The 16,634-nt window shown below is 35.0% G+C and carries 14 protein-coding genes and 1 pseudogene; 5 read left to right on the top strand and 10 right to left on the bottom strand.

What is annotated here, in order from left to right:
* The 4 genes and pseudogenes from MW688_RS12290 to MW688_RS12275 form a co-directional block, all read right to left on the bottom strand.
* On the bottom strand, positions 1-714 hold a 714-nt coding region (locus tag MW688_RS12290), incomplete at its 3' end, for an FAD binding domain-containing protein (protein ID WP_486736287.1).
* Positions 711-1,244, bottom strand: coding sequence for a (2Fe-2S)-binding protein (locus tag MW688_RS12285; protein ID WP_486736286.1), 534 nt, complete (start codon positions 1,242-1,244; stop codon positions 711-713). The genes MW688_RS12285 and MW688_RS12290, both read right to left, overlap by 4 nt.
* A gap of 90 nt (positions 1,245-1,334) precedes the next feature.
* Positions 1,335-1,637: pseudogene (locus MW688_RS12280) on the bottom strand (DUF4351 domain-containing protein); the annotation flags it as partial.
* A gap of 12 nt (positions 1,638-1,649) precedes the next feature.
* Positions 1,650-4,778 (bottom strand): NACHT domain-containing protein, encoded by a 3,129-nt coding sequence (locus MW688_RS12275; protein WP_486736285.1) that lies wholly within the window; start codon positions 4,776-4,778, stop codon positions 1,650-1,652.
* A gap of 265 nt (positions 4,779-5,043) precedes the next feature.
* On the opposite strand from MW688_RS12275, the gene MW688_RS12270 reads away from it, so the two are divergent.
* From MW688_RS12270 to MW688_RS12255, 4 genes are all read left to right on the top strand, one after another.
* Positions 5,044-5,499 (top strand): hypothetical protein, encoded by a 456-nt coding sequence (locus MW688_RS12270; protein ID WP_486736284.1) that lies wholly within the window; start codon positions 5,044-5,046, stop codon positions 5,497-5,499.
* Positions 5,500-5,878: 379 nt separating this feature from the next.
* Complete coding sequence (locus tag MW688_RS12265) at positions 5,879-7,303, top strand: serine/threonine protein kinase (RefSeq protein ID WP_486736283.1); 1,425 nt, start codon at positions 5,879-5,881, stop codon at positions 7,301-7,303.
* 31 nt (positions 7,304-7,334) lie between these two features.
* Positions 7,335-8,831, top strand: coding sequence for a serine/threonine protein kinase (locus MW688_RS12260; RefSeq protein WP_486736282.1), 1,497 nt, complete (start codon positions 7,335-7,337; stop codon positions 8,829-8,831).
* A 21-nt stretch (positions 8,832-8,852) separates the two neighbouring features.
* A complete protein-coding gene (locus MW688_RS12255) occupies positions 8,853-9,404 on the top strand; it encodes a glycine-rich domain-containing protein (RefSeq protein WP_486736281.1) in 552 nt (183 codons plus the stop codon).
* A gap of 402 nt (positions 9,405-9,806) precedes the next feature.
* On the opposite strand, the gene MW688_RS12250 is transcribed toward MW688_RS12255, so the two are convergent.
* Entirely contained in the window at positions 9,807-10,712 is a 906-nt protein-coding gene (locus MW688_RS12250) for a hypothetical protein (RefSeq protein ID WP_486736280.1), read from the bottom strand.
* 266 nt (positions 10,713-10,978) lie between these two features.
* Here MW688_RS12250 and MW688_RS12245 point away from each other — a divergent pair, with 266 nt between their 5' ends.
* On the top strand, positions 10,979-11,173 hold the full coding sequence (locus MW688_RS12245; protein ID WP_486736279.1) for a hypothetical protein: 195 nt from the start codon (positions 10,979-10,981) through the stop codon (positions 11,171-11,173).
* Here the strand turns inward: MW688_RS12245 and MW688_RS12240 are convergent.
* From MW688_RS12240 to MW688_RS12220, 5 genes are all read right to left on the bottom strand, one after another.
* Positions 11,170-11,463, bottom strand: coding sequence for a hypothetical protein (locus MW688_RS12240; RefSeq protein ID WP_486736278.1), 294 nt, complete (start codon positions 11,461-11,463; stop codon positions 11,170-11,172). The two genes, MW688_RS12245 and MW688_RS12240, sit on opposite strands and share 4 nt — an antisense overlap.
* Positions 11,447-11,683 carry a hypothetical protein gene (locus tag MW688_RS12235; protein WP_486736277.1) on the bottom strand — a complete coding sequence of 79 codons (237 nt, stop codon included), beginning with the start codon at positions 11,681-11,683 and terminating at the stop codon, positions 11,447-11,449. Before MW688_RS12235 ends, MW688_RS12240 begins: the two co-directional genes overlap by 17 nt.
* Positions 11,684-11,689: 6 nt before the next feature.
* On the bottom strand, positions 11,690-12,883 hold the full coding sequence (locus MW688_RS12230; protein ID WP_486736276.1) for a sensor histidine kinase: 1,194 nt from the start codon (positions 12,881-12,883) through the stop codon (positions 11,690-11,692).
* A gap of 235 nt (positions 12,884-13,118) precedes the next feature.
* The gene (locus MW688_RS12225; RefSeq protein ID WP_486736275.1) at positions 13,119-14,417 is read right to left on the bottom strand and encodes a glycosyltransferase family protein; all 1,299 of its coding nucleotides are present in this window, start codon (positions 14,415-14,417) and stop codon (positions 13,119-13,121) included.
* Positions 14,371-16,245, bottom strand: a complete 1,875-nt coding sequence (locus MW688_RS12220) for a hypothetical protein (protein ID WP_486736273.1) — start codon at positions 16,243-16,245, stop codon at positions 14,371-14,373. The genes MW688_RS12225 and MW688_RS12220 overlap by 47 nt, the downstream gene beginning before the upstream one ends.
* Positions 16,246-16,634 lie beyond the last annotated feature (389 nt).

The following is a 16,634-nucleotide window of genomic DNA, read 5'->3' as shown; positions in this document are numbered from 1 at the left end:
TTTTTCTGTCTTATTTGGCTGTTTGAGTAAATTTGAGTAGATTTTTAGAAGCGGCAATAAGGGAACTACCAATTTAGTTATTAATTCCCCATCCACTAAATTAGTATCTAGATGGGGTTCATTTCCTGGTAAACGATGGAAGTCTAAAAAGGGAATTTGGCGCTTACCGTCTAAACCTTCTACCATGACAGTAGCATCTAGGGCCGCCAAAGCTACACACATATCTGAGGGATTGATTGCTACACAATCTTCACTTGCTCCTAAAATGGCGTGGTTACGATTTATGCCTGTAACTGCTGGACAACCTGTACCGGGTTTACGTTTATTACAATTAAAAGCTGTATCGTAATAGTAAGGACAGCGAGTTCGCTGCATCAAGTTCCCTCCTACAGTAGCCATATTGCGAATTTGTGGAGAAGCCCCTGCTAAAATCGCCCGGGAGAGTAGGGGATAATAGCGACACACATCTGGATGATTAGCTAGAGTGGTATTAGTAACCAAGGCACCAATAGTTAAGCCTTCTGTTGGGGTAAATTGGATTTGTTTCATCTCTTCTAAACGAGAGATATCTACAAGCTGGGAAGGCTCATCTAAAAATACTTTCAGGCGGTCTACCAGGTTAGTGCCTCCAGCGATAAATAGGGTTTGAGGTTCTTTTCCTTGTTTTATAGCAGCTTCAACAGTAGTAGGTCGTATATAACTAAAGTTTTTCATACTACTGCCCCTGGTTGTGGTGGAGTTTGTCCTGTTGCTTGTTGTACTGCTGCCACTATACCGTTATAGGCACCACAACGACAAAGATTACCGCTCAATCTTTCTTGTATTTCTGCTATTGAGATAGAATTTAATTGAGGAGGTTCAGTGAGATTAGGGGTTATATAACTTACAGAGCCGTTCTCTAATTCTGTTAACAAGGCGACTGTAGAGCATATTTGCCCAGGAGTGCAATAACCACACTGCAAGCCATCATTCTCGCCAAAAGCCACTTGTACTGGATGTAAATTTTCTGCTTCTGTCAATCCTTCGATAGTAATAATTTCTTTGTCTTCCTGCATGATTGCTAGAACTAGACAAGAATATACTCTTTGTCCATCAATGATTACTGTACAAGCACCACATTGACCATGGTCGCATCCTTTTTTACTTCCAGTTAATCCTAGATGTTCTCTTAAGGCATCTAGCAAAGTTACTCTTGGTTCTATATCTAGTATTTGCGATCGCCCGTTTATGTTTAGTTTTACCATAATTGTTGTTTTCCGCTTCTACCTAGATATTAGCTCAAAAAGGTTTCTCTGAACGGGTTTTTTAAATGGGTGAGAAATAAGATGAAAAAACTATTTTTGATTATTTAACCAGTTTGACAAATCTGGTAAGCTTTGAAAATCTAGTAACGCTTCTCCCAAGTTTTCTAATTCTTCTACCGATAAATTACGTATCTGCTCAGTTAATTCTTGAGGAATTGTACCGATTCTTTTGTTTAATTGTCTGAGAACTAAGTTAGCTTCTCCAAGTTGTTGGCCTTCAGCGAGTCCTTCAGATTTAATCTCTTGATAAATTACTGATTCTTTCATGATTTCTTGCCTTAATACTCTGTTAATTAAGATTTTATCTAAAACTAAACCTGCTAGTATTGCTGTTCCTAGTAAACCTTACTTAGAAGCAACAATAATTGCATCCATATACTGACGTTGGCATAAATTTACATCTTGAAACCCAATCTGGAAAAGTTCTGAGATAGCTTCATCTTCATAACGTATTCTATCTGGTTCTTCATCTTGAGCGTAATGCAGCATAACTTCCTCTAAAAGATCTAACCGTTTAGCCGTGGTAAGAACTTGAAAAAACTTATCATATTGCCATTTTTTTGCACTTTCGTGTTTAAAACCTCTTTGAGCTATTTTATCAGCATCTAATAATTTTCCTTCTGGTAGAAGCACTTCATATAATTTTTGCAGCACTTGAAAACGATAGGAAGCCAACATATTATGAAAAGTAAATCCAGAGATAGCCAGATGAAATGAGTTAGGTTGGCACTGTTTTAAATAAATTAAAGCATCTGTTTCAATTATCTCAAGTTTACCCTCAGTTTCAAAATCAGCAAGTCTTGAGCGAATTTTCTTAATCATTGAGGGTTCGTTATCAATAGCCACTATCTTGATGTTGTTGACTTCTGAAAGGATGATTTCGGTTAGTTCACCATTACCACACCCCACTTCCAGAATAGATAATTGCTCATCATTGGCACTTTGATAATCTATGATGAGTTTGTTAACTTGTCTCCTTAATCCCTCAAGATGTGGTCTTGCTAATTGCCAGAGAGAATATTCATCACTAAGTTGTCCTTTAAATCTGCGTTCAAGTATAGGATTGCTATAAATTTCCTTTTCCATTCTTAATCTCAATAATAGTTTTTCTGATTCCATTGATGGGGTAATTAGATAATTTTTTAGATCTTTATATAGGTGTTGAATGTGGGAAAATGAGGATTGCTCAATAATTTTTAAAGATTTTATTAATAATAGTGTAGCATTATAAAGATATTTATAGGAAGAATCATCATCGTTATTTTTGAGGAAGTTAGATATACCTAAACCCAGATTTTGATCAAGCTTCAGATATTCAAGACATAATTTTCTACATTCTTTTGCTTGTCTGCCCACATCAGAATTACTCTGACTATATATTTCATCTAGTCTAGATTGTATTTCTTTCTTTCTCGTCTTTAAAGTATAGTTTTGGTACTTGATCACATAATTTTGAGATTTTACATATTCATAAGCAATTTGCAGAGCGTGATCTGCATTGTCAGCATTACCAATATCAGGAATATTACTAGCAATTTTAAATCCTCTGAGAAAAAGCTGAAGATAATCTATAGAATCATCATTTTTATCACAGAAAAGACGACTAATAAAACTTGATGCCACTAGCTTATTACCGATACTTTGATCTAGTTCCATTAACAGGGTTCTACTGCTATCAAAAGAGTAATCAGGATCTGATAAAAATATTCTTAAAGATGTTTTAGTTTGTTCATCTTCAATTCCTGATTGCTCAACGGTATCATTAACTTGTTTAATAAACTGATTTAACTGAGGATTTTTTTTAAGAATTGAGTCGATATACTTAACAATTTTGTAGATAAATTCATTGATTAAATCTTCTCCATTATCAAGATTATCAATTAATAAAAACTCAATCACTAAAATTAATACTTCTCTCCAAAAAGCATCAGGAATATTTTGATCATTAATATAACTTAGAGGATTGTTTGATTTGATAATTCCCAAAGCGGTAAAGTATTCTTGAAAAGTTTTATGGAAAAAAGAATAATGATCGAAACCAGAATTTATTAAAATTCCATAATGAGATTGAATAAATGAAATAACCGCAAGGGGTTCAACCAACTTATTTTGCTTGTGAATACTATTTTCAATTTCTAACTGAGAAAATATTGTGTCTTGTTTCAGATGTGTTTTTAGAGCGATATCAGACAATAAAGTTAAAATTTGTTTTTGATTAAGTCCTTCCAAATTTGCCCGTTTTATTCCCCGTTCTGTATCCCATTCACTTAAAAAAATATCTACTGATTTTTTGTATAATTCTAATCGCCCTGAGGGAATTTTTCCTTTGACAGTAACAACTAGACAAAGCATTGTTAACAAAAGAGGTGTTTGAGTAAAATCCTTAATAGGTCTAAGATAGTCAGTAATGGTTCTATCTTGACTGGCTGACTGAGCTTCAAGTTGTCTAATCAGCTTTTCTTTCGCTTCTCTAATTTTTTGCTGATTAAACTCAAAAAGCTCTAAATAAACATTGAACCAATTTTCAATAAACTGTCTAACTTGATTGGGGTCAAAATCAGACATTTGAACTTCAGTAAAAGATTCTAACTTAAAAGGTTCTGCCGCATTTCTACAGGAGATAACAAACCTATTTTGAGGATAATTGTCCAATAATTCCATAATTTCACCACAAACATCCAGATTTTCTTTATCTGTCACCTCATCTAATCCATCAAGCAAAAACATCGCTCTTCCTTGCCGCAGAATAGTATTAAATTCCTCAACAGATATATCATGCCTAGCTAATTCATTTTTAATGTAATCAAATAGGTTTAAACCATTACGTTTTTTGCTGCGATAAGCATAATCTCTTAAAACTACAATTATTGGGATGATACTGATCTTTTTTCCATTTTCATCAATATCAAAGTTTTCCAGGGTAGCTATATGTCTTAAAAAAGTTGTCTTACCAGCCCCGGGTTGTCCTAAAAGCATTAATCGAGAGTATGTCTTAATAGCATCTAATCCCTTAATTATCCGGCCTAAATACTCTGGATTGTTTGATTTATCTTGAGTTACTCTGTTATGTTGCCCAAAATCATCCCATACTGTGACTTCTACATAAATATCATCCAGGGGGATTGGTTTGGGCATTTCTAATACACGCACCAGATTAAATCTATGTATTTCGTTGGACGAAATTAATTTACTCTGAATTTGCTGTACTGTTTTTTCAACCTCTGTGTCTGCAATATTTTCTATCTTCTCTTTATCCCAGTCGAGTTGAATAATTATTTCTTCAACACTGGTTTCTAAAATATTACAAATAAGTTCTGCCTTTTCTCTCTGTATTGTGCGCCCTAAAAAGAAATTCGTAACGGTGGAACGAGCAATCATCGCTCTTTCAGCTAATTCTTGCTTGCTTATTTGTTTGACAATCAGAGATTTTTTTAGCTTTTCTCTCCCTTCTACAGAAGCCTTAACAGTAGTCATTATTGTTTCTTGATAATTTGACTAATGATTGACTGATTAATAGTATAGCAGATCTTATCCATCTCTTATTATCAGTCAGCACCTCAATAAAAATAAAACTTTTTTTGGCAATTTTATTTTTTTAGATTATAATCTAATAAATCTCATTCATCAGTCAGTCATCAATCAGTCATAAATGACTTACTTTTTCAATAACCATGATTAACTCGGAAGTTATAAGTTATGGTTATACTCCTTGAGAACATCTTAGCATTCAGGTAATCTTATGTCTATATCTTTAAACGTCTTGACCGAATATTTAAAGCACATATATGTAACAGGCTATCCCAATTACCAAGAGAAGCAAATTAATATACCTTACCGAGGTGAAAACCTCACACACACGTTCATTCTCATTCGTTTATTAAAGAGGGGAAAATTCTTGAAAATGGTTATTCCGAAAATCGCCAATATTAAAGATCATATTTTTAAAGGAGTTCTGTTTCAGACTTTACTAAATTTCCAGTATGAGTTTGAGTCGTTGCGTTTAGAATATGATCCAAATTCTGGTGATCTTCATGCTTCAGTAGAAATTATCATCAACAACGGGGATTTAACAGCAGAACAGTTCAGTGATATGTTTTATCGTCTTGTTCACATCACTGATAAATTGGTGATGCCACTTTTAAAAGCTGTCTTAGAGACTGGAGAAGATCCTCGTAAACCTGATTATCTTAGATAAAATTGATTAAAAATGCAATGAATCTAATGAATTAATTTCCATTCTTCATGCAATCATCAAAAATAGTAAAGCTCAAAATTAATTCTTCATTCTGAATTCTTCATTCTAAATTTTCCTCACAGAGGAATTTTCAACACTAACCGAGCAGTATTGAGTTATGATGAATTTTTTTGTTAGTTCTTTCTTACTTTTATTCTGCCTTTTGCCGCCAGCAAAGCTGTCTTACCTAACATAAGTATTCATCCGAACTTGATATCAGTTAGCACCTAAAGCATGATTACTAATCTAAAAAAATAAGACGTTTTTTGGCAATTTTATTTTTCTAGATTATAATCAATGAAATTCAGTCATTAACCAACCAATCATCTATTAATCATAAATGACTTACTTTTTAAATAACCGTTATCAACTAGAAAAACAACTAAGTCATAAAGCAGGAAGACAAACTTTTTTAGCCAATGACTTAGAAACTAATACCCCAGTTATCGCTAAGATTCTCAAATTTGACCAGGAATTTCAATGGGATGAATTTAAACTGTTTGAAAGGGAAGTTCAAACCCTCAAGAATCTTAATCATCCTGGTATTCCTAAATATTTAGACTATTTAGAATTAGAAGAGGATAACACCCACTATTTTGCTTTAATTCAAACCTATATCCCCGCACCTTCTCTGGAAACTCTCATTCAAGAGGGCAGAAGATTTACGGAAGCAGAAGTTAAACAATTAGCCGAGAAAATTTTAAATATTTTAACTTATCTTCATGGACTCAATCCCCCAGTTACCCACCGAGATATTAAACCGAGTAATATCTTACTTGATAATCGTTCCGGGAACAGTGTTGGTGATATTTATTTAGTAGATTTTGGTGCTGTACAAACTGTGGCGAGTAAAGCAAGTGGCACAATTACTATTGTGGGAAGTTATGGTTATATTCCCTTAGAACAGTTTAGCGGCAAGGCTACCCCAGCATCAGATTTATATAGTTTAGGGATGACATTAATTTATTTATTAACGGGAGTACATCCTGCTGATTTATCACAAGAAAATGGACAAGTTAAATTTGATGACAAGGGCATGAGTCGCCCGTTAGTAAGATGGTTAAAGAAGATGACTCACCCCTATTTAGATAAACGTTTTGCTTGTGCTAATACTGCTTTAGATACCCTTAATTCTAATCAAATAAGTAAAGGTTATCATTTAAATCTTAAACCTGATTATAGCAAGGTAATCTTAAACTGTGATGAGGATAAATTAGAAATCGCTATTATAAAACGGAAATATTCTTCATCAAATCAATCAAGTGGAAGCGGCTGGAACGGGTTGGTAGTGATAATAGTATTAATCTTGATTTCTCAACATTTTGTATTTTTTGTACTTGCTTTGATTATTTTTATGTTCATTGCTCTAGGTGGATTCTTTAAACCAGAGCAAGATGTTATTAAAAATACATATTACAAAATTATTTCAATAAAGAAAGATCATTTAATTCAGATAGGTACTTGTCACGAATTATCACAAAACATAAATTGGGAACAGTCATCTCTTTTGGAAAAGATTAATCTCATTGCTTATAATCCAGGGTATGAATTTGATCGCTTTCTAGATGCCAAAGGGAATACACCCCGACGAGGAAAAGTCACTGTTTCTCCTAGCTTATCAGTTTATGCAGGAGATGTTGAATTTAAAATCAGAGACAGTGAAACTCCACTGTCTCAAGCAGAATACTGGTGGTTAGCACAGGAATTAAGTGAATTTTTAGATTTAGAAGTAAAAATTATTGCTCCTACTGGGAAGTGGAAGTAATCAAAATATAGAATATATGGAGAAAATCTCGATGCAACCTCATACTATCTTAAATAACCGTTATCAACTAGAAAAACAACTGAGTCATAAAGCAGGAAGACAAACTTTTTTAGCCAATGACTTACAAACTAATACCCCAGTTATCGCTAAGATTCTCAAATTTGACCAGGAATTTCAATGGGATGAATTTAAACTGTTTGAAAGGGAAGTTCAAACCCTCAAGAATCTTAATCATCCTGGTATTCCTAAATATTTAGACTATTTAGAATTAGAAGAGGATAACACCCACTATTTTGCTTTAATTCAAACCTATATCCCCGCACCTTCTCTGGAAACTCTCATTCAAGAGGGCAGAAGATTTACGGAAGCAGAAGTTAAACAATTAGCCGAGAAAATTTTAAATATTTTAACTTATCTTCATGGACTCAATCCCCCAGTTACCCACCGAGATATTAAACCGAGTAATATCTTACTTGATAATCGTTCCGGGAACAGTGTTGGTGATATTTATTTAGTAGATTTTGGTGCTGTACAAACTGTGGCGAGTAAAGCAAGTGGCACAATTACTATTGTGGGAAGTTATGGTTATATTCCCTTAGAACAGTTTAGCGGCAAGGCTACCCCAGCATCAGATTTATATAGTTTAGGGATGACATTAATTTATTTATTAACGGGAGTACATCCTGCTGATTTATCACAAGAAAATGGACAAGTTAAATTTGATAACAAGGGCATGAGTCGCTCTTTAATGAGATGGTTAGAACAGATGACTCATCCCTATTTAGATAAGCGTTTTGCTTCTGCCAATATTGCTTTAGATACCCTCAATTCTAATCAAATAAGTAAAGGTTATCATGTGAATCTTAAACCTGATTATAGCGAGGTAATCTTAAACTGTGATGAGAATAAATTAGAAATTGCTATTAGAGAATCCTATAATTTCTCATCAAATCAATCAAGTGAAGGCTGCTTGGGCTGTTTGACAATACCTGCAACCATAATTGTGGGTTTGTTATTTTTTTCAGTGTTGTTGCGTTTTCCATATTTTGGACTTTTTGTACTTTCTTTTCTGATAACTATACCTATACTTTTAGGTGCATTATTTATACTAAAACCAGATTTGTTTAATATTGAATATTATAAAATTATTTCAATAGAAAAAAATAGTTTCATTCGGATAGGTACTTTTCGCAAATTATCGCAAAATAGAAATTGGAAAAATTCATCTCCTTTTGCAAAGATTAATCTTATTGCTTATAATCCCGGGTATGAATTTGATCGTTTTGTAGATTACACGGGAAAGACACACCAACGAGGAAAAGTCACTGTTTCTCCTAGCTTATCAGTTTATGCAGGAGATGTTGAATTTAAAATCAGAGACAGTGAAACTCCACTGTCTCAAGCAGAATACTGGTGGTTAGCACAGGAATTAAGTGAATTTTTGGGGTTAGAAGTACAAATTATTTATCCTAATCCCAAAGTACCTCCAGAACCTTCTAGTTGTGGAAGTTGTGGATGTGGAGATTAATTAAAGTAATTGTTAATTAAGATGATGATGATGAAACCTGAAGAAAAAAAACTATACCAACAGATTTGTCAGTTTAAAATAGATGATCCCCATGCTGCTTACCCCTTTTCTGCTAAACTCTCTTGGGAATATCAGTGGTCTGGAATTTATACTTATCGAGTAATTCAAGAGTATAAAAAATTTCTCTTCTTGGCAATAGTAACGAATCAAGAATTAAGTCCTTCTACTGCTGTTGATCGTGTTTGGCATTTACATTTGCTCTATACTAAATCTTATTGGAATGAATTATGTGGTAAAGTCTTGAAGAAGTCTTTACATCACGTACCCGGATCAGGCAAAAAAGAGGATAGCTTAAAATACTATCAGCAATATTGCAATACTTTAAGACTTTATCAGGAGTATTTTGGTGATCCACCAATAGATATTTGGAATCAACCCCAGTTTAAAGGGGAAAAAATATCTTATCAATGGGTTGATCGCAATCAATACTGGGTTATTCCCAAACCAAGATTTCTGAGAGGTTTTTTAAGAAGTTTTTTCTCCCCTTTTGACAAAAATCATCAGATAAATTAATCTCTGATATTATAGATATATCCATTGGATAGGATTATTTGGCTATCGCCATAAAATTATTTGGGCCTATGAGCAAATGAATTGCAAACTAAACTAGAAATAGAAAAATCATCGCGCGATCGCGACTTTCAAAATATAATTACCGTAATCAGACTTTAACTCATATCTTGCACCAGAACTTATGTACTAAATTAACCTCAGAAAAAGTTCATTTCTCTTTCGCCTAAGATCTTACAAAGGTCAACCAATTTTTAAGCGCGATCGCATTAATTCTTTAACTCATTACTCATTACTTATTACTCATTACTTCAAAACTCATTATTCATCCACCACAAGTAACTTTGGGTAAAGATGCAAGATCTGAGTTAATATCGCCAGATGAATAATTTAGTTATACAATTTCTACCAAGTTAAAAAAACAGAAGAACCAAAATTTTCATCATCTGTACCAAATACAAGACCGCCATATTCTCCTGATAAAAACTCTATAGCTTCTACCTTATGATAATTTAAACGGATAAAGGGAGTCATGTCTTGGTTGCTTAAAAAAGTAATAGATTTTTCCCCATTTTCTTCTTGAGACTCAACTTGAAAAGTTCCTATAAGATAAAAAGCTGAGGTAAAAGGACCATCATTGCCGGGGTCTGTGGTAGAAGTAATAAAAACAGCTCCCGATGAATCAACTTTTAAGTCTGATACTTGACGAATATTAGACATATTTAGGGGCGTAACTAGGGGAGTAGATTGAATCGGACCGACAAAGCTATAGGAATCTAAATCAAACCTTGACCAATATAGTATACCTGGTTCTTCATCTTGGCCACGATGAGCCCAAGCTAGTATCATTACTTGGTTTACCTGCTGAAGCGCTACACCCTCAAAGTTACTTCTACTAGGCATAGATGGCAGGGAAAATTCCTTGAGAATCTTGACAGATTGATAATCACTATTGAGTTGAAGATGATAGAGTTGACCCCCACTAGAAAGCGCTAAAAATTGATGAGATTGATTAGGGATAGTGGTAATTGCTTCTAAATCTACTGGAAGTTCCCTAGATAACCATTTTACTCGTTGATAGCTTGCCTCTTCTTTTGTGACTCTCAACCATCCCAATCGCGGTTCTAATGGTTTTTTATTATCATGGACCACTAAAAATGATGCTGTTGTCTGTTGTTGTTCAATTAATGCTATACCACTGATACCAGAGGTAATGCCACTAGCTACAGGCTGCCAGGTTTGCGCTGATGCAGGCAAAACCCAAGTAAATATCGCTGTAATTATACCAATAATTTTATATTTTCTATTCATAGGGAAGAAGATTTGATCTAAATAGGAGATAATTAACAAGTGCGTTACGCTTTGCCTTTCCCACCCTACTTGTATTTTACTCAGAAAAGCTCGCACGCCTAACACAAGTACAGAAATTGGCCAACAGGCGAGAATCAATTTAAAAGGGATTATTATCAATTCTTTAACTCATTACTTCAAAAATCATTACTTCAAGACTTATTACTCAAAAGGGCGATCGCCATAACCTTTATATAATTAATTTAACTATCAAAATAAATAATATTATGTCTAACCTTGATTCTTCTTCAAACATCCGTAAACAATGGCAGGCAAAAATCACCCAAGCCAACCAAAACAATATATATTGTCACTGTCGCCTATGTGATAGAGAGTGGATTGATTCTGAGACACAAGTAAAATGTACTTGTGGAAGTAAAGATGTAGAGACCATTGCCTGTTGGCAATTCCCCGATGGTTAAAATCTAGTGGCTATTAAACGCAACTCCTCAGGTATCAAACTATCTTCGGGAAATTCTAAACTAGTTTCAGAATAGCCGAGGTAACCTGATTCAGTAAAAAATAATAGCATACGTCCTAAGGCTGTCCAAACCTCTGCATCAAATTCCCAATCACTACCAACAGCAGAATAACAGGAGATAGATTTTAACGCCCAAAAATAGTTATTTCTCACAATTGAACCCCCTTTTTTGTAAGTAGGGATATCTGTTTGTGCTATGTATAAAATATTTTCTTCAATCCAAGCCTTCATCAGTTCGTAAATATTCTAGTAATTTTCGTTTTCCTTCCTCATCTAACTTTTTCCAGAGTAAATCATAAGTAACTAGTTTCATATAACCAGTGTTATTATCAAGAATTTGCAGAGCTAATTTTAAACCCTCTTCCCCATATTGTAGGGCACTATTAATTGTATCTGCTAAGGCAGCTATTTTGAGTTTCTTAATCTCTTGAGTTAAGTCTGATTGTGACATATCTTTTTATTGATTACTAATTACCAGAGGAAAAGTTAGAGTAAAAGTAGAGCCCTTTTTTAATTCTGAAACTAGATTAATTTCTCCTTGAAGCAGTTTAACTAATTCAGAAACAATCGCTAATCCTAAACCTGTACTATCATAAGATTGATGGTTTTTACCACTAACTCGATAGTAGGGTTTAAAAACTTCCTTTTGGTCTTCTGGACTAATTCCAATACCCGTATCGGCAATCATAATTAACCACTGTTGATTGCTATTAGTCTGACAGGTTATACTAACATGTCCTGAATCAGTATAACGAATAGCATTACTGATTAAGTTAGTAACAATTTGCCTGAGGCGCAGGGGATCAGTTATCACTTCTTGGGGAACATTATCATAATTAAATATTATATCTAACTCTTTTTGATTTGCAAAGGGTTCTAATGCTTCTATGACTGTACCAATAATTGCTTTTACATTGGTTGGCACTATGTTTAATTCCATTTTACCCGCTTGACAACGAGCGATTTCTAAAGAGTCATTAATCAGTCGTAGTAAATGTTTACTGTTATTAATTACTTTTTCCGTAAGTTCTAAGTTAAGAGAGGTATCTTGACCTGTGATAACGTTTTTATGTTGTTGCAAAAGTATATTGGAAAAACCTATAATTGAATTAAGAGGAGTTTTTAACTCATGAGCTAAATAAGAAATATTTTCTTTTTGATCTGTAACTAAACGTGTCAACTCTTGATTAGTTAAAATTAATTGACTGCGTACCTTTTCTAGTTCTTTGACTCTTGCTTGGAGAAAACTTTCTAAAGACAAGGAGATAACTTTGTCTATGACTGAATTAATTATTTTAACAGTTTCTAAGATTTTTTCTTTAGACTTACTTTTTAAATCTTCTGCAAGACTATCTAAGATAATTTCCCGCAATAGACTATATTCTTGCATAATTTCCGTGACGTCATAACCTTGTTTCGCCCTAATAATTCCATGTTTTAATCCTTCAATTTCTAGTTCTTGTTTTTTATCCTGAGAAAAGTTAGAAAGGATTACAGCCAGAGATTCTATAATTTCTGGTATGTGATCTCGTACTGATTGATATGCTAAACCTTTAGCGCTTTCTATTTCTATATCTTCGCGGATAGTATTAATCCAAGTTTCAGTAATCGCCTCAGTTTTGTTAATTAATATTTGGCCGATATCTTTCATGAGTAGTATAAGAGTTTTATCTAAAAAATTTGTTTATTTTTTGCTAATCTTACCATCATAATATATAGCATTTTTCGGACTCATGAGGTTGTACCTAACTCTCTTGCCTCTCTTGCCTCTCTTGCCTCCTGCCTCAAAAGGATAACCTTTCTCACCAGTATGAGAATTGCTATAATATGAGTAATACCAAATGCTATTTATACAACTCAATTATGATAAGAGATAAGTTGGTAATTTATCCAACTTGAAGGGAAGTGTAACTAATCAACTCATCAATGATTGCAACTAAACGAGAAGCAGCGCCACTTGGAGGAGAAACGGCTAAAAGGCGATCGCGCATTTGTTGCAATTTTTGAGGATTATCTAGTAATTCTATCACAGAAGTGGCGATCTCCTCTCCTGACAATTCCCCTACTAATTCTGGCACTACTTCTGTTTTAGCCCAAATATTTGGCCAAGCAAACAAGCGCTTTTGACGAAGTACCAACCAATTAATTAAACTAGCGAAATAGTAACCAACTCCTGGTAAATTAGCTAATAACCCTGGTATACCATCCCAACAGCGCATAGCGTCTAATTGTTGAGTGGGAATTAACACTAACATTGGTATTCCTAGAGTTGCTAATTGGGCGGTATTTGCCCCCACAGTGGTTATACACAAACGAGATTGGGCTAGTATATCAAAGGCAGGAAAACGAGTTATTAATTCAATTTTCACCCCCTCTGGAGTCTCTAAATACTGCTTATCTCCTCTACTAGTTAACTTAGCACTTATATTACCCATTTTCCTTACCACCGGGTTAGTATCAGGGTTAGCGAACTTTGTTAAAGTAGCTAAATCTAAAGTAGGGGCAACTGGTAAAATAAAGCGAACTGAAGGACGTTGCTGAGTAATTTCTGTAGCTATACTTAAACTGAGGGGGACACCTTGAGCTAGTTTAGCCGATTTAGAACCAGGTAAAAGAGCAATAATTTGTTGTTGAGGATGATTTACGGGGTAAATATTGCCTAAATCTGCCATTAAATTCCCCACCACAGTACATTTATCTTGATATCGCGGTGGTATTTTCTCTTTTACTAAATCTTGACCTAAAGCGAAGCGATCGCCGTAGCGTAACCAACGAGCATCCCATTCAGCATAAATTATACTATGATACTGGAGACGACGAGCAATAGTCACGGCAAAAAACTGATCTCCTCCCAAAAAGATAACTAATCCCTGGGGATACCAATCCCAATTAGCGGCAGTTTTACCAAATAACAGAAATTTCCAGAAATATTCTGAAGACTGTACCCGGTCTACTTCAGTAAAATTGGCGGCGATTGCAGCTTCCTTGCCACTAGCGTGGGAACAAGGGGCTAAAACTACCGATATTCTTAGTTTTTCTCTACTTTCTCCCCATTTAGACCTCAAAGCCTTAACTACGGGCAAAACCCAAGTAGTTACCTCCCCTGGTCCATTGGAGAGAATTAAACAATCAATTGGTTTAGAATGAGAAAGGTGCTGATAAGCTGATGCCAACGGCGGTGTCATTTTGGTCTTTTACCCTCATTTGCTGCCACGGTGATGCTCCCACTCGATTAGTCACATACAATTCTAACTGTAAATTTTGGCGATTTTCAAGTCCTCTAGGATACCAACGTAACCCTGCTGTCCAAGGAATCACACTTTCTAAATTATCACCGATAAAGGCATTGCCATCTCCGGCAAAATTAGCTCCAACTTCCCCAATGAAACTTAAATTAGCAAAAGTAGGGGTAGCGCCACCCACATTAAACCCAGCAGCTTCGGTACCTGCCCTTTGTACATAGGCCCAAATTGGTGTGAACCAAACTGCACCTCCATTATTAAATTCATAGTTAAATGGTAAAGAAAGAGTAGTAATATAGAGTCTCCCTTGCCCCAGATTATCAGGATTAAACACAAAAGGAAACTCTCGACTCAATCCCCGTTGATTAAACTCATCACGATCATCATTAAAATAATTAACAAAAGGTTGATTAGTCTGACTCAAAGTAGCCGCTAAACTCATAGTAAAAGGACTACCAGCGGCTTGATTTAGTAAACGAACTTTCCCACTAATACCCTGTTCAGATTCATCTACCTTACTAGCCACATAATCAAGATAGAGACCAATTTCTAAATCTCTGACAATACCATAACGCAAAGCAGTCATAACTCCCTGGGTACCACCCTGGAGATGAAACATAAAGCTATTTTTAGGAACTGTACCACCATCAAAAAAGGCAAGTCCATCAATAGTACCTCTATCTAAAGCTAGATTTTGATCGGTATTAAAGGTATCGGCATAATTACGACTAGCCGGGATAAAAGCCGGGAGAAAAACTAAATTAGCACCTACAGACATAAAACTACGGTCTGCTGTTAAAGCCAAGGGTGCCATATTACCATAACTATTAGAAGTAAATATGTCCAAGGCAACTTTCGGATTAACTAGAAAGCGAAAACCAGCATTATAGGCAATTGCCTTAGCTGGCTTTCCTGATTCACGACTAATACTGTTATTACCAGTTACTGGGAAAAAAGTATCTCCCCAGAGAGTTACCCGTTTGTTAAGACTATAGGAAATGGCGGTAGTAAAGCCGAAGGTAGTGCCAAAAGAACCAGGATCCTCAATAGGAGGTGTATGTAGATAAAGGGCATCATCTTCTCCAAAAAAAGCAACAGTAGGGGAAACAGTTAAGCGTAACTTCTCGGTTACTGCTGCTGTAAAGGGTATAGCCAAAGCGGGAACAATGCTATCGTTGAGACCTTGTTCTACAATTTCGCCATCTTCTCTAAAAGTGTAACCTCTTTGGCCCCAGGATAGAGAGGCGACCCCACTTAAACTCAATCTTTCACTCTTATCTAGAAAAAATCTCTGTTTCACTTCCAGAGTGAGATCAAAAAAGTCTCCACTGGTCCCCTTACTAGTAGCACGAAAGTCTCCTTGTGTACCTGGTGAACCACTATCCACCAGTTGACTCATAAAAGTTAACTGAGTACTATTAGTAATTCCCCAGGTAAAACCTACGTATGGATATACAGCCGTCTCATCATCATCCACTGCACCTTCAAAGAAAAAAGCGCGACTTCCTATCTTAAAGAAGAAATCACCACGGTTAAGATGTTCTGCTGTAGGTAGTTGGAACTCCTGATTTTGCAAAGGGCTACTCTCTGTTACAGCTTCTGGAAGTGTATTTTGAGTTAATAGAGGAGATTTTTGAGGTTTTGGTGGGCTAATTTCCGAAGTTAAGTGAGAATTCAAGAGCAAATTATCGGGATTAGCCAAAATTGCTTTTGAGGGAATTGTCGTTATGATTGCAGTTATACCGAAAACTATTATCTTAGTTGTTTTCATTTATTTGATTTAAATAACTTTTTGATAAATATAGAGCATTTTTATGTTATATCGTTTTCTAAGTTATAGCAGTGACCGCAGTGGTGTTAACAACATTTATCACTAACTTTTCCCCCCAACCCCCCACAAGGGTAGGTTTTTTACAAAGAGCTTGTAGTAAAAGTAAGACAAGGTAGACAAGGAGGGAAAGTGGACAACTCAGATCTTGCATCTTTATCCAAAGTTACTGGTTGTGTTTGAGTAATGAGTAATGAGTAATGAGTAAGAAGTCTTGAAGTCTTGAAGTAATGAATAGTGAGTTTTGAAGTAATGAGAATGAGTTTTGAAGTCTTGAAGTAATGAGTTTTTTTAAGTATTTATATTTACTTTTTTGAACCAAAAAACCCACC

It is taken from the genome of Johannesbaptistia floridana (genome assembly GCF_057440575.1).
Note: the sequence above shows the minus strand (reverse complement) of the source record. Positions and strands in the feature narration are given on the sequence as shown.